We start from the raw sequence: 24,039 nt of genomic DNA on the forward strand, positions 1-24,039 counted from the left end.
TGCGCAGCACCGGTGATCATGTTTTTAACATAGTCGGCGTGGCCTGGGCAGTCTACGTGTGCGTAGTGGCGAGTCGGGGTGTCGTACTCAACGTGGGAAGTGTTGATGGTGATACCACGAGCTTTTTCTTCTGGTGCGTTATCGATCTGGTCGAATGCACGAGCAGAACCACCGTAGGTTTTTGCCAGAACGGTAGTGATTGCAGCAGTCAGGGTAGTTTTACCATGGTCAACGTGGCCGATAGTACCAACGTTGACGTGCGGTTTTGTACGTTCAAATTTTTCTTTAGACACGGCTATATTCCTTACTATAGTGCTCTCCCCTGTGGAGAGAGCACGGGACTTAGGTTTTAATCCTGTGGATTACTTACCACGGGCTTCAATAACGGCCTGAGCAACGTTGTTAGGCGCATCATCATACTTCAGGAATTCCATGGTGTATGATGCACGACCTTTGGTCAGAGAACGCAGCTGAGTTGCATATCCGAACATTTCAGACAGCGGAACTTCAGCGTGGATCTTAACGCCAGTCACTTCGGATTCCTGACCACGCAGCATACCGCGACGACGGCTCAAGTCACCGATAACGTCACCGGTGTTCTCTTCAGGAGTTTCTACTTCAACCTTCATGATTGGCTCAAGCAGAACTGGTTTTGCTTTCTTAAAGCCTTCTTTAAAGGCAATAGACGCAGCCAGTTTAAACGCCAGTTCAGAGGAGTCAACGTCGTGGTAAGAACCGAAGTGCAGACGAACACCCATGTCAACAACCGGATAGCCAGCCAGAGGGCCCGCTTTCAGCTGTTCCTGAATGCCTTTATCAACGGCTGGGATGTATTCGCCAGGAATTACACCACCTTTGATGTCGTTGATGAACTCGTAACCTTTCGGGTTAGAGCCCGGCTCCAGTGGGTACATGTCGATCACAACGTGACCGTACTGACCGCGACCACCAGACTGCTTAGCGTGTTTACCTTCAACATCGGTAACTTTCGCACGAATCGCTTCGCGGTAAGCAACCTGAGGTTTACCCACGTTCGCTTCAACGTTGAATTCACGCTTCATACGGTCAACGATGATGTCCAGGTGCAGTTCACCCATGCCAGCGATGATGGTCTGGTTAGATTCTTCATCAGTCCATACGCGGAATGATGGGTCTTCTTTCGCCAGACGGCCCAGAGCCAGACCCATTTTTTCCTGGTCAGCTTTGGTTTTTGGTTCAACTGCGATGGAGATTACCGGCTCAGGGAATTCCATACGCTCCAGAATGATCGGGTGATCCGGGTCACACAGGGTGTCACCAGTGGTCACGTCTTTCAGACCGATAGCTGCAGCGATGTCGCCCGCACGAACTTCTTTGATCTCTTCACGTTTGTTAGCGTGCATCTGTACGATACGGCCAAAACGTTCACGCGCCGCTTTCACGGAGTTCAGGATGGTGTCACCGGAGTTAACCACACCAGAGTAAACGCGGAAGAAGGTCAGGTTACCCACGAATGGGTCGGTAGCAATTTTGAACGCCAGTGCAGAGAATGGCTCTTCGTCACTTGCGTGACGCTCAGCCGGAGTATCTTTACCGTCGTCCAGGATGCCGTTGATCGCAGGAACGTCAACCGGGGATGGCAGGTAGTCAACTACCGCATCCAGCATCGCCTGAACACCTTTGTTCTTGAACGCAGAACCACAGGTTACCAGGATGATTTCGTTGTTCAGAACGCGCTGACGCAGAGCTTTTTTGATCTCTTCTTCAGTCAGTTCTTCACCACCCAGGTATTTCTCCATCAGCTCTTCAGAAGCTTCAGCAGCGGATTCGATCAGGTTCTGGTGCCATTCGTCAGCCAGGTCCTGCATTTCAGCCGGGATATCTTCGTATTCGAAGGTAACGCCCTGGTCTGCATCGTTCCAGTTGATAGCTTTCATTTTCACCAGGTCGATAACGCCGGTGAAGCCTTCTTCAGCACCAATTGCCAGCTGCAGCGGAACAGGGTTCGCGCCCAGACGGGATTTGATCTGACCAACAACTTTCAGGAAGTTAGCACCCATACGGTCCATTTTGTTAACGAACGCGATGCGTGGAACTTTATATTTGTTCGCCTGACGCCATACGGTCTCAGACTGTGGCTGAACACCACCAACTGCGCAATAAACCATTACCGCGCCGTCAAGAACACGCATGGAACGTTCTACTTCGATGGTGAAGTCAACGTGCCCTGGGGTGTCGATGATGTTTACGCGATGCGGTTCGTACTGCTTAGCCATACCTGACCAGAATGCAGTAGTCGCTGCGGAGGTGATAGTGATACCACGCTCCTGCTCCTGTTCCATCCAGTCCATGGTGGCTGCGCCGTCATGAACTTCACCGATTTTATGGTTTACACCGGTGTAGAACAGAATACGTTCGGTAGTAGTGGTTTTACCGGCGTCGATGTGCGCACTGATACCGATGTTACGGTAGCGTGCGATGGGTGTTGTACGAGCCATTTGATTCCTCGTTTATATCTTTAGGCGTTCAGTTAAGTTACCCAGAGCGGGCGGCTTCTCTGAAGCGCCCGCCTGGTGACTAATACTCCGAAGGGATTACCAACGGTAGTGTGCGAACGCCTTGTTGGCTTCTGCCATACGGTGAACGTCTTCACGTTTCTTAACTGCAGTACCTTTGTTGTCTGCAGCATCAGAAAGTTCGTTCGCCAGACGCAGAGCCATGGATTTATCACCGCGTTTACGAGCAGCTTCAACGATCCAACGCATTGCCAGAGCATTACGACGAACCGGACGAACTTCAACTGGAACCTGATAAGTAGAACCACCAACGCGGCGGGACTTAACTTCTACGGTTGGGCGAACGTTGTCGAGAGCGACTTCGAAAGCTTCCAGTTCATTTTTACCAGAACGCTGAGCCAGGGTCTCAAGCGCGCTGTATACGATTGCTTCTGCAGTAGATTTTTTACCATCTACCATCAGGATATTTACAAATTTTGCCAGCAGTTCTGATCCGAATTTCGGATCTGGAAGGATTTTACGCTGACCAATGACGCGACGACGTGGCATGGGAATACTCCGTTGTTAATTCAGGATTGTCCAAAACTCAAAGAGTTTAGTTTGACATTAAGATAAATCAGTTTGGCCTTACTTAACGGAGAACCATTAAGCCTTAGGACGCTTCACGCCGTACTTGGAGCGAGCCTGCTTACGGTCTTTAACACCTGAGCAGTCGAGCGCACCACGAACGGTGTGGTAACGAACACCCGGAAGGTCTTTAACACGACCGCCACGGATCAGGATCACGGAGTGCTCCTGCAGGTTGTGACCTTCACCACCGATGTAGGAAGTCACTTCGAAACCGTTAGTCAAACGCACACGGCATACTTTACGCAGTGCGGAGTTTGGTTTTTTAGGAGTGGTGGTATATACACGAGTACATACACCACGTTTCTGCGGGCAGGCTTCCAGCGCAGGCACGTTGCTCTTTGCAACTTTGCGTGCGCGTGGTTTGCGTACCAGCTGGTTAACTGTTGCCATTAAATAGCTCCTGGTTTTAGCTTTTGCTTCGTAAACACGTAATAAAACGACCTCATACAATATGAGGACGCGAAATTTTAGGGCTACGTCGAAAAGGTGTCAAGAAATATACAGCGATCTCAAATCACCAGTTCATTTGACTGGCGTGCGTCACAGTAAGATTGACGAAATCAGTATAGCCAACCACGTCAATTTTGGCTGAAATTTGACCAGAAAGACCCCGCGCATCCAGATCATCCTTCAGCGCAGAGACTGTTATGGGGGCATTCGTGAGGATTTCAACGAAACGACTGCCTTCCAGTGCGGCAAGCACGCCATCCTGAATCAGCAGCAGATCATCACCTTCGCGCAGCATACTCAGTAACGCGTTGATATCACATTGCCACGGTGAATGGCTCAGAGTATGGAGCATGTCAGCCTCAGAAAGTCAGAACGGTGTCGTAGTGGGAAAGGTGTTCGCGCAATGCAGCAGAAGACAGGACTGTCACATCCAGCACGAAAGGCGTTGCCTCGTTTAGGCCGCGCGCAGCCAGGGAGTCGGCACAGACATAGAAGGTTTCGATATCGTAAAGCGGTAACACTTTGAACGTCGCGATGTAATCACGCGCCAGAATGGCCTGAGGCTGTTGCCCCGCCAGAAGCTGAAATACGCCGTCGCCCAAAAAGAAGACACCGATATCTTCGGTCAATGCTGAGGTCGCGAGCAGCGCATCCAGCCCTTCTCTGCCGGACGCATTGCCGTGCGGCGCAGAGGTAAAAACAAATGCCACGCGCTTCATCAGAATTGCACCACTCTGTCGCAGGTTAATGCCGCCTGTGCCAGTGCACCCAGACCACTCAACGAAAAGCCGGGCTGCAGGTTAGAACCCGATAAACCAAGACGTGCGGCTTCGGTTGCATCGGTCACCCCGCGGCGCAGTGCCGCCGCCACGCAGATGTGCAGTTCTACGCCCTGCTTTTCGTTTAATGCCTGCCAGGCGCGCACAAGATCGAACTCATCGCTCGCCGGTGACGTAAACTGATTCGCGTTATACACCCCTTCCCGATAGAAGAAGACGCTCGCCAGCTCATGTCCGGCCGCCAGTAGCGCATGCGCAAACTGCAGCGCGCTGCTGGCCTGCTGAGTGCCGTACGCCGGGCCTGTCACCATTAATGCAAAACGCATTACTTGTCTTGTCCCTGGAAATCGCCGCTTTTGAACTGGCGAATATAGAGGTAGACCGTGTGCTTGGAGATGTTCAGACGATCGGCCACCTGGTTGATGGCGTCTTTAATATCAAAAATCCCTTTTTCATAAAGATTGAGCACGATCTGACGATTCTTGGCGTTGTTCGAGACGTTGCGATCGGCATTCACCTCTTCAATCGTAAACTCAAGCGTCTGAGTCACCAGATCTTCAACAGAGGAGGCAAAGTTAACTGAGGAGCCAACGTCCGGCGTTTCAGGTGGAATAAAGGTGCTCATGATTTGCGAGAATGGCACATCAAGGTTCATGTTGATGCACAGCAGCCCAATAACACGATGCTCGCGGTTTCGAATCGCGATGGTTTCTGATTTCATCAGCACGCCGCTTTTGGCGCGGGTGAAATAGCATTTGGAGACGCTGCTGTCCGCGCCGGTCATGTCATGCAGCATACGCAATGCAAGGTCGGTAATTGGCGAACCAATTTTACGGCCAGTATGCTCACCATTCGCAATGCGGATGGCGGAACACTTTAGATCTTGCAGGGAGTGCAATACGATTTCGCAGTGGGAGCCAATGAGCATCGCTAACCCGTCCACTACCGCTTCGTAGGATTTCAGAATATCGAAGTCGGTCTGATCGAAAGGACGTTGATCCAGCAAATCAAGTTCACTGGTTTCGTTGGTTAAAAGCGACCTGGACATGAAAAAAACACTCCTTTTCAGGAGCCTGTCGTTAGGTTTTCAGGGCAGGCTCATTATCTACACGGACAACTAAATTAATACAGCGTGCGTAGCGCTTTCCAGTGTTAATTATATCTGCCCCACAATAAAAAAACCGCCGCCTGAAAGGCGGCGGTTTTTTTCAACATTACTTCTTAGCAGCAGCGGCTTTATCGTCAGCCGGTGCGTCTGCCTTGGCATCCGCTTTCGGTGCCGGTTTGATATCCAGCAGCTCTACGTCAAAGACCAGCGTAGAGTTGGCAGGGATACCCGGAACGCCGGTTTTGCCATAGGCCAGATCCGGTGGGATAACCATCTTGATCTTGCCGCCTTTCTTGATGTTTTTCAGGCCTTCAGTCCAGCCCGGGATAACGCCGTCCAGACGGAAGGAGAGCGGCTCACCGCGGGTGTAAGAGTTGTCGAACTCTTTACCGTCGATCAGCGTACCTTTGTAGTTCACAACAACGGTGTCGCTGTCTTTAGGCGCATCGCCGGTGCCTTCTTTCTCAACTTTGTACACCAGGCCGGTAGAAGAGGTTTTCACACCCTTCTCTTTGGCAAAGGTATCGCGGTAGGCTTTGCCTTTCGCTTCGTTGTCTTTAGCGTCCGCGTCCATCTTGGTCTGCGCGGCACCCTTCACGCGCGCTTCGAACGCCTGCAGAGTCTGTTCAATTTCCTGGTCAGACAGCTTGCTCTTATCTGCAAATGCGTCCTGAACGCCCGCGATCAGCTGAGCTTTATCCAGTTTGATGCCCAGTTTCTCTTGTTCTTTCAGAGAGTTTTCCATGTAACGACCCAGAGATGCGCCCAGTGCATAGGCGGATTTCTGGTCGTCATTTTTGAACGCCGCTTTGCTGTCAGCAGTAGCAGCAGGCTTCGCAGCAGTATCAGCAGCGAATGACAGCGGCGCGTTCAGCGCAACAGCCATCGTGGTCGCCAGCAGCGTTACTTTAAACAGTGATTTCATCCATATCTCCAGGGCCTGGGGACTCTCACCCCAGCGTTAAACGTAAATGAGTTACGTACTATAAAACGTTGCGGAAGAAATCTACAGACAGACACTTCCAATTCTCGCCACTTTTCAGACTATTTTTGTTTAAATAAGTTTCCTGCCAAGGAGATGCGAACTGTACTTAAGGATAAACTCAGTTAAACTGCGCCGCCGCAGGGCCATTATGGCGAATCTGAAATAAACGAGGTGAATGATGAAGGATACAGCAATAGAAGCGAGAATGGCTGAGCTGGAAAGCCGCCTGGCTTTTCAGGACATCACCATCGAAGAGCTAAACCAGACCGTGACCGCACATGAGCTCGAAATGGCAAAGCTGCGCGATCTGATGCGCCTGCTCACTGAAAAAGTGAAGGCAACGCAGTCATCGCACATCGCCTCTCAGTCAGAAGAGACGCCACCACCTCATTATTGAGGCGTAAAAAAAGCGGGATTATCCCGCTTTTTTATTTTCCGCATGACGGAATTAGTGGCAGCCGCAGCCGCCGTTACCGCAACCACCTTTACCGTGGTCGTGACCATGGTCGTGATCGTGGCCGTGACCACCGCAGCAGCCGTCGTGGCCGTGATCGTGGTCATGGTCGTGACCGTGCGCACCGTGAACGTGGCCATGAGCCAGCTCTTCTTCGGTCGCTTCACGGATCGCAACAACTTCTACGTTGAACTTCAGGTTCTGGCCAGCCAGCATGTGGTTACCGTCAACCACGACGTGGTCATCTTCCACTTCGGTGATTTCAACAGGAACCGGGCCCTGGTCAGTTTCAGCCAGGAAGCGCATGCCAACCTGCAGTTCGTCAACGCCCATGAACACGTCTTTAGGAACGCGCTGAACCAGGTTGTCGTCATACTGACCGTAAGCGTCGTTCGCGCCTACAGCAACGTCAAATTTGTCGCCAACTTCATGACCTTCCAGCGCGTTTTCCAGGCCGGAAATCAGGGAACCGTGACCATGCAGGTAGTCAAGCGGCGCACTCACCGGAGACTCATCAACCAACACACCGTCTTCTGTACGTACCTGATAGGCCAGGCTGACCACCAGGTCTTTTGCTACTTTCATGATATCTCCTGAGCGTGGGAAAATTGCTGGCGCAGATTGTAGCGGAAATCTGCACCCGTGTACCCTTTAGCTTAAAAAAACTCAGGGCATATCGCTAGTCCGGATGAAAAATCCCGATAACTTGCTCTTCTTTGCGAACGTGATCGCGGGCCTCTTTATCGGCCTCACGCATCTGGTGACCGCACTTAACACACTCAACAACATCAATATTATTTTCCCGCCACATCGCCAGGGTATCTTGCGCCTGGCAGGTCGGGCATTTTGCACCCGCAATAAAGCGTTTACGTACAGCCATTTTTCGTTACCCTTTATTCAAATTCATCCCAGCCATCAAGCTGGCGTCGTTCCTGCTGCATCTCTCGCTGGAAGATCTCCTCCAGCTCGCGACGCGCTTCCCGCACGCGGGAGATCTGCTCAGTATCAGTATGTACCGGCATCAGCTCGCGCAACATTTGCATATCCAGCCGGCGGAAGTGCATCTGGGCACGCTGCGCCTGATGCGGATGCATGCCGAGCGAGATCAGCGCCTTGCGGCCCAGCTCCAGCGCACTGGAGAACGTCTCACGGGAGAAGTGTTTCACACCCGCCTGCAACAGTTCGTGAGCTTCAACACGTCCCCGCGCACGCGCCAGAATATGCAGATGAGGGAAATGCTGCTGGCACAGATCCACCAGCTTCATCGTGTCTTCCGGATCGTTACAGGTAATCACAATGGACTCTGCCGCTTCGGCTCCCGCCGAGCGCAGCAGCTCGAGCTGGGTCGCATCGCCGTAGTAAACCTTATAGCCATATTTACGCATCAGGTTGACCGCGCTGATATCCCGCTCCAGTACCGTAATGCGCATTTTGTTCGCCATCAGCAAACGCCCGATAACTTGTCCGAAACGGCCAAAGCCCACCACAATCACCTGCGGCTTGTCGTCTTCCACCCACGGCGCTTCGTCTTCATCGTCAGCTGGATTCAGGCGGCGCGACAGCAGTTTATCCACCAGCTTCATCAGCAGCGGCGTGGTCATCATAGATAGCGTGACCGTCACCAGCAAAAGCGCCATCTGATCGTCTTTAAACAGCTTCTGGGAGGAGGCGGTGGAGAACAGCACAAACGCGAACTCGCCTCCCTGGCTTAACACGCTGGCAAACTGCATGCGTTCCGAACTGCGCAGCCCGTAGATACGTGACATGACGTACAGCACCAGCATCTTCACCGCCACCAGGATGGCGACGCTCACGACCACCCACAGCAGATGGGTATAGAGCACGCCAAGGTTGAGCGCCATCCCGACCGAAATAAAGAACAGACCTAGCAGCAGCCCTTTGAAGGGATCGATGGCAATTTCCAGCTCGTGGCGATACTCGCTCTCCGCCAGCAGCACCCCGGCAATAAAGGTCCCGAGCGCCATCGACAGCCCCAGCGCGTCCATAAACAACGCCGATCCCAGCACCAGCAGCAGCGTCGCGGCGGTAAACACCTCGCGAACGCCAGACGCGGCTATAAAGCGGAACACGGGACGTAGCAGGAAACGACCGCCAATCAGCATGCCCGCGAATGCCAGCACCTTCATGGCGATTTTAGCCCAGTCGAAGTGATCGTCCCCGGACCCCGCCAGCAGCGGCACCAGCGCCAGCGCCGGGATCACCGCCAAATCCTGGAACAGCAGCACCGAAAAGCCCAGCTGACCGGCTTCGTTGCGATTCATCCCCTTATCGCGCATCAGCTGCAGCGCCATCGCCGTCGACGACATCGCAAGGCCTATCCCGCCAATCACCGCCGCCTGCCATGAAAAGTTGGTCAGCATTAGCAGGCCGCCCAGGATCGCGGCGCTGAACAACACCTGCGCGGCGCCCACGCCAAAGATAGAGCGTCGGAGTTGCCACAATTTCGAAGGATTCAGCTCCAGGCCGATGATGAACATCAGGAACACCACGCCCAGCTCGGAGAAATGGAGGATCTCATCTACATCGCTGATGAATCCCAGTCCCCAGGGGCCAATCGCGATCCCCGCCAGCAGATAACCCAACACCGCACCGATACCAATGCGTGCCGCAAGCGGCACCGCAACGACGGCCGCAAATAAAAACAGCACCCCGGCGAGGAGTAAATTCGATCCTTCCATTAACGACCTCCTGCCGGAATGGGTGACGCCAGCCATTCACCATAGGCTCTGGCGTGGCTTGCCAGCTCTTTCGGATCCTGACGCCGCGCCCAGTAGACAATAATCGGACTCATCCAGTGCATGCGGCACATCGCCGCCGTCAGTTCGAATGGCCTGAGGATATCGCTCATCGGATAACGGTTCAGCCCGTCGTGACGGTAAGCGCTTTCGGGTTCACCGGTCGTAATCACACTACGCCAGTACTTTCCCGCAAGCTGGTTGCCCCCCACCCCGCTGGAGAAGCCCCGGCTCAGCACGCGGTCCAGCCACTCTTTGAGCAGCGCCGGACAGCTATAGGTATAAAGCGGATGCTGGAACACAATCACGTCATGCTGACGCAGCAGCTCCTGCTCGTAAGGGATATCAATAAAGAAATCAGGATAGTGCGCGTAGAGATCGTGCACCGTCACGTTGCTGAGCTGTGTGGCCGGCTTAAGCAGCACCCGGTTTGCCACCGAGTCCTGAGATTCCGGATGGGCATACAGCAGCAGCACTTTTGCTGTCTGAGACATCATTCCCCTCCCGGTCTTGTTTCTGTTTTTGTGTATCGTCGCTGTTTTGGGCTACCATGGCGGCCCGGTGCGGAAAATGGCCCACACCTTACATTATCATAATGACAAATTAACATAGTCGGAACATACGGCGCTTCTATGATTGTTTTCTCCTCGTTACAAATTCGTCGCGGCGTGCGCGTCCTGCTGGATAACGCCACTGCTACCATCAACCCAGGCCAAAAAGTGGGCCTGGTCGGCAAAAACGGCTGCGGTAAATCCACCCTGCTGGCGCTGCTGAAAAACGAGATTAGCGCGGATGGCGGTAACTTTACCTTCCCGGGGAACTGGCAGCTCGCCTGGGTAAACCAGGAGACGCCGGCGCTGAGTGAACCGGCGCTCGACTATGTTATCGACGGCGACCGTGAATACCGTAAGCTCGAGGCGGAACTTCATTCTGCTAACGAGCGCAACGACGGTCACGCCATCGCCACCGTTCACGGCAAGCTGGACGCCATCGACGCGTGGACCATTCGCTCCCGCGCCTCCAGCCTGCTGCACGGCCTGGGCTTCAGCAACGAACAGCTGGAACGCCCGGTCAGCGACTTCTCCGGCGGCTGGCGTATGCGTCTTAACCTGGCGCAGGCGCTGATCTGCCGCTCTGACCTGCTGTTGCTTGACGAACCGACCAACCACCTCGATCTCGATGCGGTTATTTGGCTGGAGAAGTGGCTCAAGAGCTATCAGGGCACTCTGATTCTGATCTCCCACGACCGCGACTTCCTCGACCCGGTGGTGGATAAAATCATTCATATCGAACAGCAAACGATGTTCGAGTACACCGGCAACTACAGCTCCTTCGAGCGCCAGCGCGCGACGCGTCTCGCCCAGCAGCAGTCCATGTACGAAAGCCAGCAGCAGCGCGTGGCGCACCTGCAGAGCTTCGTGGATCGCTTTAAGGCCAAGGCCTCAAAAGCCAAGCAGGCCCAGAGCCGCATCAAGATGCTGGAACGCATGGAGATGATTGCCCCGGCGCACGTGGATAACCCGTTCCACTTCAGCTTCCGCGAGCCGGAAAGCCTGCCTAACCCGCTGCTGAAGATGGAGAAGGTCAGCGCGGGCTATGCCGACCGCATTATTCTCGATTCCATCAAGCTCAACCTGGTGCCGGGTTCGCGCATTGGCCTGCTGGGGCGTAACGGCGCCGGTAAATCGACGCTGATCAAACTGCTGGCGGGCGAGCTTAACCCGGTCAGCGGTGAAATCGGCCTGGCGAAGGGCATCAAGCTGGGTTACTTCGCCCAGCATCAGCTGGAATTTTTACGCGCGGATGAATCACCGATTCAGCATCTCGCGCGTCTGGCGCCGCAGGAGATGGAGCAGAAGCTGCGCGACTATCTCGGCGGCTTCGGCTTCCAGGGCGATAAGGTGACTGAAAACACCGAGCGCTTCTCCGGCGGCGAAAAGGCCCGTCTGGTGCTGGCGCTGATCGTCTGGCAGCGCCCGAACCTGCTGCTGCTTGATGAACCGACCAACCACCTGGATCTCGACATGCGCCAGGCGCTGACCGAAGCGCTGATTGAGTTTGAAGGCGCGCTGGTGGTGGTTTCGCACGACCGTCACCTGATCCGCTCCACCACGGACGATCTGTATTTAGTGCACGGCGGCAAAGTTGAACCGTTCGACGGCGATCTGGAAGACTACCAGCAGTGGCTGACGGACGTGCAGAAGCAGGAAAACCAGCCGGAAGAGTCAGCAAAAGACAACGCCAACAGCGCGCAGGCGCGTAAAGACCAGAAGCGTCGTGAAGCGGAGCTTCGCACCCAGACGCAGCCCCTGCGTAAAGAGATTACCCGTCTCGAAAAAGAGATGGAAAAACTCAACGCCACGCTTGCTGTCGTTGAAGAGAAGCTTGGCGATAGCGGCCTGTATGACCAGAGCCGCAAGGCTGAGCTGACCGACTGCCTGCAAACCCAGGCGAAGACCAAATCCAGTCTCGAAGAGTGCGAGATGGCGTGGCTCGACGCGCAGGAACAGCTGGAAGCAATGCTGCAGGCTGACTGACCTATTTACCCCGTTTGAAGAACAGAATCCGTACCGGGTTCGGAAATCCAGCTTAAACGGGGTACAATTCGGAAAGTATCGTAAATTTCCGACAAGAATCAGCATCGCGCTTATGACCCAAATCATACCATCAGACTTCGACATTGCGGCCGAAGACAGCACTGAGTTCGTGCCTATGCGCGGCGTGGCCAATCCCCATTTGCAGACCATGCTGCCGCGACTGATCCGCCGCAAGATTCAGTTCACCCCGCACTGGCAACGGCTTGACCTGCCAGACGGTGACTTTCTGGATCTCGCCTGGAGCGAAGCGCCTGAACAGGCTCGTCATAAACCGCGTCTGGTGGTCTTTCACGGTCTGGAAGGCAGCCTGCACAGCCCGTATGCGCATGGGTTAATTGAAGCGGCAAAAGCGCGCGGCTGGCTCGGCGTGGTGATGCATTTTCGCGGCTGCAGCGGTGAACCGAATCGTCAGAAACGCATTTATCACTCGGGTGAAACCGAAGACGGCACGTGGTTTTTACACTGGCTGCGGGACAACTTTGGCACCGTGCCAACCGCCGCGGTGGGCTACTCGTTGGGCGGCAATATGCTGGCCTGTCTGCTGGCCAAAGAGGGTGAAAGCGTCCCGCTGGATGCCGCCGTCATTGTCTCCGCGCCGTTTATGCTCGAGCAGTGCAGCTACCACATGGATAAAGGCTTTTCCCGCGTCTATCAGCGCTACCTGCTCAACCTTCTGAAGGCCAACGCGGCGCGTAAACTGAAGGCCTACCCGGATACCCTGCCAGTAAGCCTGCGCCAGCTGAAAAAGGTGCGCCGTATCCGCGAGTTCGACGACCTGATCACCGCGAAAATCCACGGCTTCGCCGATGCGATTGACTATTATCGTCAGTGCAGCGCCATGCCGCTGCTCAGCAAGATCACGCAGCCGACGCTGATTATTCATGCCAAAGATGACCCGTTTATGGATCATCACTCGATCCCCGCTCAGGAGTTCCTGCCCGACAACGTTCACTATCAGTTGACCGAGCACGGCGGCCACGTCGGTTTTATCGGCGGCACGCTGCGCCGCCCGAAAATGTGGCTTGAGGCGCGTATTCCTGACTGGCTAACCCCTTATCTGGACGGTGCAAAATGATTATTCCCTGGCAGGATCTGGCTCCCGAAACGCTCGATAATCTGATTGAAAGCTTTGTATTACGCGAAGGCACCGATTATGGTGAACAGGAACGCTCGCTTGAGCAAAAGGTCAACGATGTTAAGCGCCAGCTGAAAAGCGGCGACGTGCTGCTGGTGTGGTCAGAACTGCATGAGACGGTCAATATCATGCCCCGCAACGCGTTTCACGGCTGATCTTCCACACTTTTCAGTCAGGGAGTTGCTATGTCTGCCAGACATCCGGTTATTGCCGTTACGGGGTCGAGTGGTGCGGGAACCACCACCACCAGCCTCGCATTTCGCAAGATTTTCGCCCAGCTAAATCTCCGTGCGGCGGAGGTCGAAGGCGACAGCTTTCACCGCTACACGCGTCCGGAGATGGACATGGCCATTCGTAAGGCGCGCGATTCGGGTAAACACATCAGCTACTTCGGCCCGGAAGCCAATGACTTTGGCCTGCTGGAACAAACCTTTATAGAGTACGGTAAGAGCGGCAAAGGGCAGTCCCGCAAGTATCTGCACACCTATGATGAAGCCGTCCCCTGGAATCAGGTGCCGGGAACCTTTACCCCGTGGCAGCCGCTGCCGGAACCCACCGACGTCCTGTTTTACGAAGGATTGCACGGCGGCGTGGTCACCCCTCAGCACGACGTGGCGCGCCACGTAGATCTGCTGGTCGGCGTGGTCCCTATCGTTAACCTGGAGTGGATCCAGAAGCTGACGCGTGACATGAGCGAGCGCGGCCATTCTCGCGAAGCGGTGATGGACTCCGTGGTGCGCTCCATGGAGGATTACATTAACTTCCTGACGCCGCAGTTCTCCCGCACCCATATCAACTTCCAGCGCGTGCCGACGGTGGACACCTCCAACCCGTTCGCGGCCAAAAGCATCCCGTCGCTGGATGAAAGCTTTGTAGTGATCCATTTCCGCAACCTCGACGGCATTGATTACCCCTGGCTGCTGGCAATGCTGCAGGGCTCGTTTATTTCGCACATGAATACGTTAGTCGTGCCGGGCGGAAAAATGGGGCTGGCGATGGAGCTCATCATGACGCCGCTGGTGGAGCGACTGATGGAAGGGAAACAAATCGCGTGAGCATGTTCCCTCTCCCCGTGGGAGAGGATTAGGGTGAGGGCATCAACACGCACGATGCCCCATCAATCACGCCTCGATCACTTCATACGAATGCGTGATTTTTACCGCTTTCTCCAGCATCAACGCCACAGAGCAGTACTTCTCCGCAGACAGGTCCACCGCACGTGAGACCGCCGCGTCTTTCAGCTCCTTACCGGTGACCACAAAGTGCAGGTTAATATGGGTGAACAGGCGTGGCGCCTCTTCGCGACGTTCTGACGTGAGTTTGACTTCACAATCCGTCACGTCATGACGACCTTTTTGCAGAATCGATACCACGTCAATTGCGCTGCATCCCCCTGCCGCCATCAGCACCATTTCCATTGGGCTGGGTGCTTTATCGCCGGAGTTACCGTCCATCAAAATCTGGTGTCCTGACGCGGACTCGCCCAGGAACGTTAAACCTTCAACCCATTTCACGCGCGCTTGCATATTCTTAAACTCCAACGTTGCATTTTTGGTGACAGATTACGCGTGCGTTACATTTCTCGCAATGGAAGGCGACCTGCATCATGCTGAAGCGAGACACCAGGAGACACGCGGCGAAAGCTATGCTAAAACACTCTGGATGCTACAGTAATACATTGACGTTACACATGTATGCAGAGGACATCAAACTTTACTGGCTGCGAAACGTTACGGTAGCCGACTTCCCAGGGTATGGGTAAGAATTCGATTGCAACCCCAGAGTCCGGATGCATCTGATGACTCTGGTGACAGCTTATAACAGAGGATAACAGCGCATGGTGCTTGGCAAACCGCAAACAGACCCGACTCTCGAATGGTTCTTGTCTCATTGCCACATTCATAAGTACCCATCAAAGAGCACGCTGATTCACCAGGGTGAAAAAGCGGAAACGTTGTATTACATCGTTAAAGGCTCGGTGGCAGTGCTGATCAAAGATGAAGAAGGGAAAGAGATGATCCTTTCTTATCTGAACCAGGGCGATTTCATCGGTGAACTGGGCCTGTTTGAAGAGGGCCAGGAACGTAGCGCCTGGGTTCGTGCAAAGACAGCATGTGAAGTGGCTGAAATTTCTTACAAGAAGTTCCGTCAGCTGATTCAGGTTAACCCTGACATCCTGATGCGTCTTTCTTCCCAGATGGCACGCCGTCTGCAGGTTACGTCAGAGAAAGTGGGTAACCTCGCCTTCCTGGACGTTACCGGCCGTATCGCACAAACCCTGTTGAACCTGGCGAAACAGCCAGACGCCATGACCCACCCGGACGGCATGCAAATTAAAATTACCCGTCAGGAAATTGGTCAGATCGTCGGTTGCTCCCGTGAAACAGTGGGCCGTATTCTGAAAATGCTGGAAGATCAAAACCTAATCTCCGCCCACGGTAAAACCATCGTGGTCTACGGAACGCGTTAATTCCGCTTAAACGGCGTGCCATCGCAAGGTGTCACGCCGTTTTTGTCTCTACTCCCCATGTGGCGCAGGCTGATCTATCACCCGGAAGTTAACTACGCACTGCGGCAAACGCTGGTGTTGTGTCTTCCTGTGGCCATAGGCCTGATCCTCGGACATCTTCAGCAAGGCCTGCTGTTTTCTCTCGTGCCCGCCTGCTGCAACATTGCCGGTCTGGACACGCCGCATAAGCGCTTTTTCAAACGCCTGATTATCGGCGGCTGCCTGTTTGCAGGCTGTAGCCTCGCCGTACAGCTGTTACTGGCTCGTGATATCCCGCTGCCGCTGATCCTGACCGTGCTGGCGATGACCCTCGGCGTCACGGCGGAAATCAGTTCGCTGCACGCCCGCCTGCTTCCCGCCTCGCTGATTGCGGCCATTTTCACGCTGAGCCTCGCAGGGAATATGCCGGTGTGGGAGCCACTGCTGATTTACGCCCTGGGGACATTATGGTACGGCCTGTTTAACTGGTTTTGGTTCTGGCTGTGGCGCGAACAGCCGCTGCGTGAATCCCTGAGCCTGCTCTATGTGCAGCTTGCGGATTACTGCGAGGCCAAATACACCCTGCTCACCCAGCATACCGATCCGGAAAAATCCTTACCGCCGCTGCTGACGCGCCAGCAAAAGGTGGTGGATCTCATAAGCCAGTGCTATCAGCAGCTGCACATGCTCGCCGCCAACAAGAACCACGAGTACAAGCGGCTGCTGCGTACCTTCCAGGTCGGGCTGGATCTGCAGGAGCATATCTCCGTGAGCCTTCACCACCCGCAGGAGGTGCAAAAGCTGGTCGAGCGCAGCCACGCCGAAGCGGTGATCCGCTGGAACGCGCAGACCGTGTCCGCACGTCTGCGCGTGCTGGCCGATGATATTCTCTATCACCGCTACCCGACTCGCTTTAACATGGATAAGCAGCTGGGCGCGCTGGAGAAAATCGCCCGTCAGCATCCGGATAACCCCGTCGGCCAGTTTGCCGCCTGGCACTTCAGCCGTATCGCCCGCGTGTTGCGCACGCAGCGCCCGCTTTATCCCCGCGACCTGATGGCGGATAAGCAGAAACGGCTTCCGCTATTGCCCGCGCTCAAAAGCTATCTTTCTCTTAAATCGCCCGCCCTGCGCAACGCCGCAAGGATTAGCGTTATGCTCAGTACCGCCAGCCTGATGGGCATGGCGCTGCACCTGCCGAAACCCTACTGGATCTTAATGACCGTGCTGTTTGTTACCCAGAACGGCTACGGCGCCACGCGGGTGCGTATTCTGCATCGGGCTGGCGGAACGATGGCCGGGCTGATCATCGCGGGCGTGACGCTGCACTTCCACGTGCCGGAAGGCTATACCCTGGCAGGCATGCTGGCGGTTACGCTGGTGAGCTACCTGATTATCCGCAAAAACTACGGCTGGGCGATGGTGGGCTTTACGGTGACGGCGGTATATACCCTGCAGCTGCTCACGCTCAATGGCGAACAGTTTATTGTCGCCAGGCTGATTGATACCCTAATCGGCTGTCTGATTGCCTTTGGCGGCATGGTCTGGCTGTGGCCGCAGTGGCAAAGCGGACTGCTGCGCCAGAACGCCCACGACGCGCTGGAAGCCGACCAGCAGGCTATTCGCCTGATCCTGAGCGACGACCCGCAGCCCTCGCCGCTGGCCTATCAGCGAATGAAGGTCAACCAGGCGCACAACGCCCTGTTTAACTCGCTCAACCAGGCGATGCAGGAGCCGGGCTTTAACTCGCATTATCTGGCAGACATGAAGCTCTGGGTGACGCACAGCCAGTTTATCGTCGAGCACATTAACGCCATGACCACGCTGGCGCGCGAGCACACGATGCTGACGCAGGATCTGGCGCAGCGCTATTTGCAGTCGTGTGAAATTGCGTTGCAGAGGTGTCAGCAGCGTCTGGAGTATGACTCGCCGGGCGAGTCGGGAGATTCGAACATTCTGGAAGCGCCGGAGACGTTAACCCACGGGCCAATGAGCACGCTGGAGCAGCATTTGCAGCGCGTTCTCGGACATCTGAACACCATGCACACCATTTCGTCAGTGGCATGGCGTCAGCGCCCGCATCACGGGATTTGGTTAACCCGCCGGTTAAAGCGAACCGAGTATTAGCCTTTTACGATCTTCGCGACCGCCGCGGCAAAGCGGGTTAACCCGTCCTCAATATCTTTCTCTTCCACCACCAGCGACGGCGCAAAGCGCATCACGTCCGGTCCGGCATTGAGTACCATAACCCCTTCGTGCGCGGCGGCGTGCAGGAAATCACGCGCGCGGCCTTTGTACTGCGGCTTCAGCTCGGCGCCAATCAACAGCCCCATCCCGCGGATTTCGCTGAACACGTCGTACTGCTCATCAATCTTTTGCAGGTGTTTTACGAACAGCTCGCGCTTCGCGCTCACGGCGTTCAACACCTCCGGCGTGTTGATAATGTCGAATGCGGCGCCCGCCACGGCGCTCGCCAGCGGGTTACCGCCGTAGGTAGAGCCGTGAGATCCGACGTGGAACGCGGAGGCGATCTCCTGCGTCGTCAGTACCGCACTCACCGGGAAACCACCGCCGAGCGCTTTAGCGCTGGTCAGAATATCCGGCGTCACGCCGTAGTGCATATACGCGAACAGATCCCCGGTACGCCCCATCCCGCACTGCACTTCATCAAAGACCAGCAGCGCCTGATGTTCGTCGCACAGCGCGCGCAGCCCTTTCAGGAATTCCGGGGTTGCCGCGGTCACGCCGCCTTCACCCTGGATCGGCTCGACCACCACCGCGCAGGTATGGTCGTCCATCACCGCTTTCACGGCATGCAGATCGTTAAACGGCACGTGGACGATGTCGGCCGGCTTCGGGCCAAACCCGTCGGAATACTTCGGCTGGCCGCCAACGGAGACGGTAAAGAAGGAGCGTCCGTGGAAGGCATTGTGGAAGGCGATGATTTTGGTTTTGTACGGGCTGTGGCGCGTTGTCGCGTAGTAGCGCGCCAGCTTAAAAGCGGTTTCGTTAGCTTCGGTGCCGGAGTTCATAAACAGCACGCGCTCGGCAAATGTCGCATCAATGATCTTGCGGCCCAGGCGCAGCGCCGGTTCGTTGGTGAACACGTTGCTGGTATGCCACAGGGTTTCGCCCTGGCTTTTCAGCGCCTCCACCAGCGCGGGATGGCAATGACCCAGCGCCGTCACCGCAATACCGCCCGCGAAATCCACATACTCTTTCCCCTGCTGATCCCAGACGCGGCTGCCCTTTCCCTTCACCGGGATAAACTCAGCCGGTGCATAAATCGGCAGGATCACTTCATCAAATGTCGCGCGGGTAATTGCTGGTTGTTCAGTTGCCATGTCATGACCATCCATTTTATGTCACAGTGATTGTGAAAATATAATCACAAAATATGCATAAAAAATCACAGCAAGGCAACAGATATTCAGCGATTGAGGAAATTCGCCAGCAGCGCGTGCCCCTGCTCGCTGAGGATGCTTTCCGGGTGGAACTGCACGCCTTCGAGGTCCCATTCGCGGTGACGAATCCCCATGATCTCCTGCGTATCGCTCCGGGCGGTCACCTCAAAGCAGTCGGGCAGCGTCGGCGGGTCAATGACCAGGGAATGGTAGCGCGTGACGGTGAACGGATTATTGAGCCCCGTGAATACTCCGGTGCCGGCGTGTGTGACCGGAGAGGTTTTTCCGTGCATCACTTTGGCGGCGCGCACGATAGTGGCACCAAACGCCTGGGCAATCGCCTGATGGCCCAAACAGACTCCCAGGATCGGCAGCTTTCCGGCATAGTGCTGGATAACATCCAGAGAAATACCCGATTCCGACGGCGTACACGGCCCCGGAGAAATCACGATTTTCTGCGGAGCCAGCATCCCGATATCGGCCAGTCCGATCTCGTCGTTGCGGCGGACAACCACCTCTGCACCCAGTTCACAAAAATACTGGTAAAGGTTCCAGGTGAAGGAATCGTAGTTATCTATCAGCAGAATCATGGCGGCTCCCGAAAAAAATGCCGCCCTATTCTACTCAGATTCCCGCGCTTCGCTCACTACTTTGGCAAAGATAGCGTTTAGCGCGGTTAAATCTCCCGTTGCGCCGCTTCGGTTAGCCGCCACCCACTGGTCGGGATCGATATCGCGCCAGTCCAGCGAGTAGCCCGCGTGGAGCGCCAGCTGCTCGAAGAAAACGCGTTGGGCAATACCGTTGCCGCGCATAAACGGATGCAGCATGTTGATTTCGCAGTAATAGTGGCTAACCCGGTCAACAAACGCCGCTTTCTCAAGACCCACGAGATACTTTTCGCTCTCCAGCGCCGCCATCAGCTCGTTGCCCATCTTCTCGATGTACTCAAAATGGCAGAAGGGAATATCCCCTTTAAAAATATCGTCGGTACGGAGCTCACCTGCCCGCTTCATCTCGCTGCGGTACAAATGACGATGAATAAGGCACAGATGGGGCAACCCGGGCGCGGAAGGCCCAAGTTCAAGCGTCTCAATATGGGGGTCTGAGGGACCATTACCTTTTTCAAGGAGACAACTGGCCTGTAAATTGACGTTACGCTGCTGTTCCCAGAGACGGGATTTTTGCTTGTCGGTGAGCTTTTTCACTTAACGCCTCCCTGAATAGTCCGTTTGCCACAAGTATAAGCAGCAAAACGCGCTTTCGCAGGGAGGGTTACATAACGCGGGCAGGAGAAGCCCGCGTTCAGAAGAATTACGGCAGAACTTTCGCGGAGAGGATAACCACCGGTTTTGACGGCACATTCTGATACGGACCGACGTCGTGAGTAGGTACCTGGGAAATCTTGTCGGCCACGTCCATCCCTTTCACGATTTTACCGAAAACGGCATAGCCGAAGTCGCGCTGACCGTGGTCGAGGAAGGCGTTATCCGCCACGTTCAGGAAGAACTGGCTGGTCGCGCTGTCTTTATCCGCGGTACGCGCCATGGAGATGGTGCCGCGCTTGTTCAGCAGGCCGTTGTCCGCTTCGTTTTTAATAGGCGGGTTCGGCTGTTTCTGCTGCATCTGCTCGTTGAAGCCGCCGCCCTGCACCATAAAGCCCGGGATCACGCGGTGGAAGGTGGTGTTGTTATAGAACCCACTGTTCACGTAATCGAGGAAGTTTTTCACGGAAACCGGAGCTTTCTGGCTATTCAGTTCCAGCTCAATGTTCCCGGCGGAGGTGGTCAGCAGAACGTGAGGGTCCCCTTTGGCTGCCAGCGCAGCAGGGGAAACGGCAGAAAGAGCAAACACAGCTGCGACAGCCGCCAGTGTTGATTTGAGCATGAGAATTCCTTAACAAAGCGCAGTATAAAAAGCGAATGGCTTGATTCTAAAGAGCAGTATGAACGGAGACCAGCCTTTTACCTAATTTTACGAAATTGAAACAGTTGTAACCACGCAAACGGTTGGCTTTCGCGCCTTTTTATGTGATCACGATCACACAAAAACATGCAATGAACTTCTAATTTCTCTTAAAAGATATGAATGGATCACTTTAATGTCTAAAATCTGCCCGCTCTCAGCGCCCCCTGGGCGCTTTTCTTTTTCTGAACAGGCCAGACATGACTAACAGCAATCGCATCAAGCTCACATGGATCAGCTTCTTCTCCTACGCCCTGACCGGCGCGTTGGTGATCGTCACCGGGATGGTGATGGGAAATATCGCAGACTACTTCCAGCTGCCCGTTTCCAGCATGAGTAACACCTTCACCTTCCTCAACGCAGGGATTCTGATCTCTATCTTCCTGAACGCCTGGCTGATGGAAATCGTCCCGCTGAAAACCCAGCTGCGTTTTGGCTTTGTGCTGATGGTCGCCGCCGTGGCGGGCCTGATGCTGAGCCACAGCATCGCGCTGTTCTCCGCCGCGATGTTCGTGCTGGGTCTGGTCAGCGGGATCACCATGTCGATCGGTACGTTCCTGATTACCCACATGTATGAAGGCCGCCAGCGCGGCGCGCGCCTGCTGTTTACCGACTCCTTCTTCAGCATGGCCGGTATGATTTTCCCGATGGTCGCGGCCGTTCTGCTGGCGCGCAGCATCGAGTGGTACTGGGTCTATGCCTGCATTGGTCTGGTCTACGTGGCGATCTTTATTCTGACCTTCGGCTGTGAGTTCCCGGTGCTGGGCAAGAAAGCGCAAACCACCACCGAGCCCGTTGCGAAAGAAAAGTGGGGCATCGGCGTGCTGTTCCTCTCCGTTGCCGCCCTGTGCTACATCCTGGGCCAGCTGGGCTTTATCTCCTGGGTACCGGAGTACGCCAAAGGTCTGGGCATGAGCCTGAACGACGCGGGTAAACTGGTGAGCGATTTCTGGATGTCTTACATGTTCGGCATGTGGGCGTTTAGCTTCATCCTGCGCTTCTTCGACCTGCAGCGCATTCTGACCGTGCTGGCAGGTATGGCGACCGTACTGATGTACCTGTTCATCAACGGTTCACCGGAACATATGCCGTGGTTCATTCTGACCCTGGGCTTCTTCTCCAGCGCCATTTATACCTCGATCATCACCCTGGGTTCGCTGCAGACCAAAGTGGCCTCGCCGAAGCTGGTTAACTTCGTCCTGACCTGCGGCACCATCGGCACCATGCTGACCTTCGTGGTCACTGGCCCGATCGTGGCCCACAGCGGCCCGCTGGCAGCGCTGCACACCGCTAACGGTCTGTATGCCGTGGTGTTCATCATGTGCTTCATCCTGGGCTTCGTGACCCGCCACCGCCAGCACAACGCGGCAGCAGCGTCTCACTAACCCTTACGCCCCTTTGCGCTCTGCAGAGGGGCTGTTTCTGGCAAAGCTTACCTCTTCTCCCCCGACATCCGTCTGGATCCACGTCTGCGCCAGCTGCGTCGTGGCGATCACCCGTCCCTGACGAATCGACCAGCGCACCGGCACCTGGCAGCGCACCGCTTCAAACCCGCTCTCAGCAGGCAGAATTATCAGGTTCGCCGGGTTACCTGTCTTAATACCGTAATCGCTCAGGCCGAAGGTCCGGGCGCTGTTATGGGTGATGAGATTCAGGCCGCTGTCGATTTGCGGATAGCCCATCATCTGGCAGACGTGCAGCCCCATATGCAGCACCTGCAGCATGTTGCCGGTGCCGAGCGGGTACCACGGGTCGAAGACGTCGTCATGGCCGAAGCAGACGTTAATGCCCGCTTCCTGGAGTTCTTTCACGCGCGTGATGCCGCGGCGCTTCGGATAGTCATCAAAGCGCCCCTGCAGATGAATATTGACCAGCGGGTTAGCGACGAAGTTAATTCCCGACATCTTCAGCAGGCGGAACAGCCGCGAGGTGTATGCGCCGTTGTAGGAGTGCATGGCGGTGGTGTGGCTGGCCGTCACGCGCGGGCCAATGCCGGCTTCATACGCAAGCGTTGCCACCGTCTCGACAAACCGCGACTGCTCGTCGTCGATTTCATCGCAGTGGATATCCAGCGGACGGTCATACTTCTTCGCCAGTTCAAAAGCGATGTGCAGCGACTGCACGCCATACTCGCGGGTGAACTCGAAGTGCGGGATCGCCCCCACCACGTCAGCCCCCAGCCTTAACGCCTCTTCCAGCAGCGCCGCGCCGTTCGGGTAAGAGAGAATACCTTCCTGCGGGAACGCGACGATTTGCAGCGTCACCCACGGGGCAACCTCCTGCTTCACCTCCAGCATCGCCTTGAGGGCGGTCAGCGTCGGGTCGGAGACATCCACATGGGTGCGGACAAACTGGATGCCGTTGGCAATTTGCCACTTCAGCGTTTTCCAGGCGCGCGCTTTGACATCCTCATGGCTGAGCAACGCCTTGCGTTCCGCCCAGCGCTCAATGCCTTCGAAAAGCGTGCCGGACTGGTTCCAGTTCGGCTCACCTGCGGTCTGTGTCGTATCAAGATGGATATGCGGCTCAATGAACGGCGGGATCGCAAGCCCGCCGCGCGCGTTCAATACTTCATAACTTTCGGCGTGGGTATCGTCCATCGGGGTGATGTCACCAAATCGCCCGTTCTCAATGGCAAGCTGCCACAGCCCTTCCCGACCCGGTAAACGAACATTCTGAACAAGCCATAACGGTGTTGTAGACATACCCTTCCCCTAAAAAACGCCGCTGATATTCAGGCGTATCGATTTTGGCAAAACCGCCCCTGATTTGTACACAAATTCAACGAGCACGAAA

The 24,039-nt window shown here is 55.3% G+C and carries 26 protein-coding genes and 2 pseudogenes; 8 read left to right on the forward strand and 20 right to left on the reverse strand.

Annotated features, from left to right (window positions below; translation table 11 throughout):
- The 9 genes from DFO52_RS19190 to fkpA all read right to left on the reverse strand — a co-directional run.
- The coding region (locus DFO52_RS19190; RefSeq protein WP_038878821.1) for a GTP-binding protein at positions 1-293 on the reverse strand (293 nt) is incomplete at its 3' end.
- A 69-nt stretch (positions 294-362) separates the two neighbouring features.
- Complete coding sequence (gene fusA, locus DFO52_RS19195) at positions 363-2,477, reverse strand: elongation factor G (protein ID WP_029741372.1); 2,115 nt, start codon at positions 2,475-2,477, stop codon at positions 363-365.
- Positions 2,478-2,573: 96 nt separating this feature from the next.
- Positions 2,574-3,044, reverse strand: a complete 471-nt coding sequence (gene rpsG / locus DFO52_RS19200; RefSeq protein WP_004106370.1) for a 30S ribosomal protein S7 — start codon at positions 3,042-3,044, stop codon at positions 2,574-2,576.
- Between the two features lie 96 nt (positions 3,045-3,140).
- Complete coding sequence (gene rpsL, locus DFO52_RS19205) at positions 3,141-3,515, reverse strand: 30S ribosomal protein S12 (protein ID WP_000246815.1); 375 nt, start codon at positions 3,513-3,515, stop codon at positions 3,141-3,143.
- A gap of 124 nt (positions 3,516-3,639) precedes the next feature.
- Positions 3,640-3,927, reverse strand: a complete 288-nt coding sequence (gene tusB, locus DFO52_RS19210; RefSeq protein WP_047646852.1) for a sulfurtransferase complex subunit TusB — start codon at positions 3,925-3,927, stop codon at positions 3,640-3,642.
- A 7-nt stretch (positions 3,928-3,934) separates the two neighbouring features.
- Positions 3,935-4,294, reverse strand: a complete 360-nt coding sequence (gene tusC / locus DFO52_RS19215; protein WP_047646851.1) for a sulfurtransferase complex subunit TusC — start codon at positions 4,292-4,294, stop codon at positions 3,935-3,937.
- A complete protein-coding gene (gene tusD / locus DFO52_RS19220) occupies positions 4,294-4,680 on the reverse strand; it encodes a sulfurtransferase complex subunit TusD (RefSeq protein WP_033146792.1) in 387 nt (128 codons plus the stop codon). The genes tusC and tusD overlap by 1 nt, the downstream gene beginning before the upstream one ends.
- Positions 4,680-5,402, reverse strand: a complete 723-nt coding sequence (locus DFO52_RS19225) for a transcriptional regulator (RefSeq protein WP_014171909.1) — start codon at positions 5,400-5,402, stop codon at positions 4,680-4,682. The genes tusD and DFO52_RS19225 overlap by 1 nt, the downstream gene beginning before the upstream one ends.
- 166 nt (positions 5,403-5,568) lie before the next feature.
- The gene (gene fkpA, locus DFO52_RS19230) at positions 5,569-6,387 is read right to left on the reverse strand and encodes an FKBP-type peptidyl-prolyl cis-trans isomerase (RefSeq protein ID WP_023309460.1); all 819 of its coding nucleotides are present in this window, start codon (positions 6,385-6,387) and stop codon (positions 5,569-5,571) included.
- Positions 6,388-6,625: 238 nt separating this feature from the next.
- On the opposite strand from fkpA, the gene DFO52_RS19235 reads away from it, so the two are divergent.
- Positions 6,626-6,844: a protein SlyX gene (locus DFO52_RS19235; protein ID WP_047059786.1), complete on the forward strand. Its 219-nt coding sequence runs from the start codon at positions 6,626-6,628 to the stop codon at positions 6,842-6,844.
- Between the two features lie 51 nt (positions 6,845-6,895).
- Here DFO52_RS19235 and slyD read toward each other — a convergent pair whose 3' ends face one another.
- The 4 genes from slyD to kefG all read right to left on the reverse strand — a co-directional run bounded on the left by slyD (position 6,896) and on the right by kefG (position 10,154).
- Entirely contained in the window at positions 6,896-7,486 is a 591-nt protein-coding gene (gene slyD, locus DFO52_RS19240; RefSeq protein WP_014833521.1) for a peptidylprolyl isomerase, read from the reverse strand.
- 94 nt (positions 7,487-7,580) lie between these two features.
- Positions 7,581-7,781: a YheV family putative zinc ribbon protein gene (locus tag DFO52_RS19245; RefSeq protein ID WP_010436300.1), complete on the reverse strand. Its 201-nt coding sequence runs from the start codon at positions 7,779-7,781 to the stop codon at positions 7,581-7,583.
- A 13-nt stretch (positions 7,782-7,794) separates the two neighbouring features.
- Positions 7,795-9,600 (reverse strand): glutathione-regulated potassium-efflux system protein KefB, encoded by a 1,806-nt coding sequence (kefB, locus tag DFO52_RS19250; RefSeq protein ID WP_133551002.1) that lies wholly within the window; start codon positions 9,598-9,600, stop codon positions 7,795-7,797.
- Positions 9,600-10,154, reverse strand: coding sequence for a glutathione-regulated potassium-efflux system ancillary protein KefG (gene kefG / locus DFO52_RS19255; RefSeq protein WP_021242220.1), 555 nt, complete (start codon positions 10,152-10,154; stop codon positions 9,600-9,602). The genes kefB and kefG overlap by 1 nt, the downstream gene beginning before the upstream one ends.
- Before the next feature lie 135 nt (positions 10,155-10,289).
- Here kefG and DFO52_RS19260 point away from each other — a divergent pair, with 135 nt between their 5' ends.
- The 4 genes from DFO52_RS19260 (at position 10,290) to DFO52_RS19275 (ending at position 14,444) form a co-directional block, all read left to right on the forward strand.
- Positions 10,290-12,194 carry an ABC transporter ATP-binding protein gene (locus tag DFO52_RS19260; RefSeq protein WP_029741378.1) on the forward strand — a complete coding sequence of 635 codons (1,905 nt, stop codon included), beginning with the start codon at positions 10,290-10,292 and terminating at the stop codon, positions 12,192-12,194.
- Between the two features lie 112 nt (positions 12,195-12,306).
- Complete coding sequence (locus DFO52_RS19265; RefSeq protein ID WP_121932694.1) at positions 12,307-13,329, forward strand: hydrolase; 1,023 nt, start codon at positions 12,307-12,309, stop codon at positions 13,327-13,329.
- A complete protein-coding gene (locus DFO52_RS19270; protein WP_063144226.1) occupies positions 13,326-13,544 on the forward strand; it encodes a YheU family protein in 219 nt (72 codons plus the stop codon). Before DFO52_RS19265 ends, DFO52_RS19270 begins: the two co-directional genes overlap by 4 nt.
- A gap of 30 nt (positions 13,545-13,574) precedes the next feature.
- Positions 13,575-14,444: a phosphoribulokinase gene (locus tag DFO52_RS19275; RefSeq protein ID WP_047646845.1), complete on the forward strand. Its 870-nt coding sequence runs from the start codon at positions 13,575-13,577 to the stop codon at positions 14,442-14,444.
- 66 nt (positions 14,445-14,510) lie between these two features.
- On the opposite strand, the gene DFO52_RS19280 is transcribed toward DFO52_RS19275, so the two are convergent.
- The gene (locus DFO52_RS19280) at positions 14,511-14,915 is read right to left on the reverse strand and encodes an OsmC family protein (protein WP_008503018.1); all 405 of its coding nucleotides are present in this window, start codon (positions 14,913-14,915) and stop codon (positions 14,511-14,513) included.
- A 311-nt stretch (positions 14,916-15,226) separates the two neighbouring features.
- On the opposite strand from DFO52_RS19280, the gene crp reads away from it, so the two are divergent.
- Together crp and DFO52_RS19290 are read left to right on the forward strand one after the other, a co-directional pair.
- Positions 15,227-15,859 (forward strand): cAMP-activated global transcriptional regulator CRP, encoded by a 633-nt coding sequence (crp, locus tag DFO52_RS19285; RefSeq protein WP_000242758.1) that lies wholly within the window; start codon positions 15,227-15,229, stop codon positions 15,857-15,859.
- Positions 15,860-15,916: 57 nt separating this feature from the next.
- Positions 15,917-18,004: a YccS/YhfK family putative transporter gene (locus DFO52_RS19290; protein ID WP_133551055.1), complete on the forward strand. Its 2,088-nt coding sequence runs from the start codon at positions 15,917-15,919 to the stop codon at positions 18,002-18,004.
- Here DFO52_RS19290 and DFO52_RS19295 read toward each other — a convergent pair.
- From DFO52_RS19295 to ppiA, 5 genes and pseudogenes are all read right to left on the reverse strand, one after another.
- The gene (locus tag DFO52_RS19295) at positions 18,001-19,221 is read right to left on the reverse strand and encodes an aspartate aminotransferase family protein (RefSeq protein ID WP_208110478.1); all 1,221 of its coding nucleotides are present in this window, start codon (positions 19,219-19,221) and stop codon (positions 18,001-18,003) included. The two genes, DFO52_RS19290 and DFO52_RS19295, sit on opposite strands and share 4 nt — an antisense overlap.
- A gap of 86 nt (positions 19,222-19,307) precedes the next feature.
- Positions 19,308-19,871: an aminodeoxychorismate synthase component 2 gene (gene pabA, locus DFO52_RS19300; protein WP_133551004.1), complete on the reverse strand. Its 564-nt coding sequence runs from the start codon at positions 19,869-19,871 to the stop codon at positions 19,308-19,310.
- Between the two features lie 30 nt (positions 19,872-19,901).
- A pseudogene (locus DFO52_RS19305) lies at positions 19,902-20,369 on the reverse strand (putative adenosine monophosphate-protein transferase Fic); the annotation flags it as partial.
- A gap of 45 nt (positions 20,370-20,414) precedes the next feature.
- Positions 20,415-20,486: pseudogene (locus DFO52_RS23445) on the reverse strand (YhfG family protein); the annotation flags it as partial.
- 106 nt (positions 20,487-20,592) lie between these two features.
- Entirely contained in the window at positions 20,593-21,165 is a 573-nt protein-coding gene (ppiA, locus tag DFO52_RS19310; protein ID WP_023309471.1) for a peptidylprolyl isomerase A, read from the reverse strand.
- 278 nt (positions 21,166-21,443) lie between these two features.
- On the opposite strand from ppiA, the gene tsgA reads away from it, so the two are divergent.
- Positions 21,444-22,628 carry an MFS transporter TsgA gene (gene tsgA / locus DFO52_RS19315; protein ID WP_133551006.1) on the forward strand — a complete coding sequence of 395 codons (1,185 nt, stop codon included), beginning with the start codon at positions 21,444-21,446 and terminating at the stop codon, positions 22,626-22,628.
- Positions 22,629-22,631: 3 nt separating this feature from the next.
- Here the strand turns inward: tsgA and DFO52_RS19320 are convergent, their stop codons facing one another.
- Positions 22,632-23,948, reverse strand: coding sequence for a cytosine deaminase (locus tag DFO52_RS19320; RefSeq protein WP_133551007.1), 1,317 nt, complete (start codon positions 23,946-23,948; stop codon positions 22,632-22,634).
- Positions 23,949-24,039: the final 91 nt, after the last annotated feature.

This window comes from Enterobacter sp. AG326, from assembly GCF_004362415.1.
Lineage (GTDB): Bacteria > Pseudomonadota > Gammaproteobacteria > Enterobacterales > Enterobacteriaceae > Enterobacter > Enterobacter asburiae.

Coding starts and splice junctions, on each gene's coding strand:
- DFO52_RS19295 (WP_208110478.1), bottom strand. CDS start 19,221: ATGGCAACTGAACAACCAGCAATTACCCGCGCGACATTTGATGAAGTG.
- rpsG (WP_004106370.1), bottom strand. CDS start 3,044: ATGCCACGTCGTCGCGTCATTGGTCAGCGTAAAATCCTTCCAGATCCG.
- ppiA (WP_023309471.1), bottom strand. CDS start 21,165: ATGCTCAAATCAACACTGGCGGCTGTCGCAGCTGTGTTTGCTCTTTCT.
- crp (WP_000242758.1), top strand. CDS start 15,227: ATGGTGCTTGGCAAACCGCAAACAGACCCGACTCTCGAATGGTTCTTG.
- tusC (WP_047646851.1), bottom strand. CDS start 4,294: ATGAAGCGCGTGGCATTTGTTTTTACCTCTGCGCCGCACGGCAATGCG.
- tsgA (WP_133551006.1), top strand. CDS start 21,444: ATGACTAACAGCAATCGCATCAAGCTCACATGGATCAGCTTCTTCTCC.
- tusB (WP_047646852.1), bottom strand. CDS start 3,927: ATGCTCCATACTCTGAGCCATTCACCGTGGCAATGTGATATCAACGCG.
- DFO52_RS19260 (WP_029741378.1), top strand. CDS start 10,290: ATGATTGTTTTCTCCTCGTTACAAATTCGTCGCGGCGTGCGCGTCCTG.
- DFO52_RS19245 (WP_010436300.1), bottom strand. CDS start 7,781: ATGGCTGTACGTAAACGCTTTATTGCGGGTGCAAAATGCCCGACCTGC.
- rpsL (WP_000246815.1), bottom strand. CDS start 3,515: ATGGCAACAGTTAACCAGCTGGTACGCAAACCACGCGCACGCAAAGTT.
- DFO52_RS19275 (WP_047646845.1), top strand. CDS start 13,575: ATGTCTGCCAGACATCCGGTTATTGCCGTTACGGGGTCGAGTGGTGCG.
- slyD (WP_014833521.1), bottom strand. CDS start 7,486: ATGAAAGTAGCAAAAGACCTGGTGGTCAGCCTGGCCTATCAGGTACGT.
- DFO52_RS19225 (WP_014171909.1), bottom strand. CDS start 5,402: ATGTCCAGGTCGCTTTTAACCAACGAAACCAGTGAACTTGATTTGCTG.
- pabA (WP_133551004.1), bottom strand. CDS start 19,871: ATGATTCTGCTGATAGATAACTACGATTCCTTCACCTGGAACCTTTAC.
- fkpA (WP_023309460.1), bottom strand. CDS start 6,387: ATGAAATCACTGTTTAAAGTAACGCTGCTGGCGACCACGATGGCTGTT.
- kefB (WP_133551002.1), bottom strand. CDS start 9,600: ATGGAAGGATCGAATTTACTCCTCGCCGGGGTGCTGTTTTTATTTGCG.
- fusA (WP_029741372.1), bottom strand. CDS start 2,477: ATGGCTCGTACAACACCCATCGCACGCTACCGTAACATCGGTATCAGT.
- DFO52_RS19235 (WP_047059786.1), top strand. CDS start 6,626: ATGAAGGATACAGCAATAGAAGCGAGAATGGCTGAGCTGGAAAGCCGC.
- DFO52_RS19265 (WP_121932694.1), top strand. CDS start 12,307: ATGACCCAAATCATACCATCAGACTTCGACATTGCGGCCGAAGACAGC.
- kefG (WP_021242220.1), bottom strand. CDS start 10,154: ATGATGTCTCAGACAGCAAAAGTGCTGCTGCTGTATGCCCATCCGGAA.
- DFO52_RS19290 (WP_133551055.1), top strand. CDS start 15,917: ATGTGGCGCAGGCTGATCTATCACCCGGAAGTTAACTACGCACTGCGG.
- DFO52_RS19320 (WP_133551007.1), bottom strand. CDS start 23,948: ATGTCTACAACACCGTTATGGCTTGTTCAGAATGTTCGTTTACCGGGT.
- tusD (WP_033146792.1), bottom strand. CDS start 4,680: ATGCGTTTTGCATTAATGGTGACAGGCCCGGCGTACGGCACTCAGCAG.
- DFO52_RS19270 (WP_063144226.1), top strand. CDS start 13,326: ATGATTATTCCCTGGCAGGATCTGGCTCCCGAAACGCTCGATAATCTG.
- DFO52_RS19280 (WP_008503018.1), bottom strand. CDS start 14,915: ATGCAAGCGCGCGTGAAATGGGTTGAAGGTTTAACGTTCCTGGGCGAG.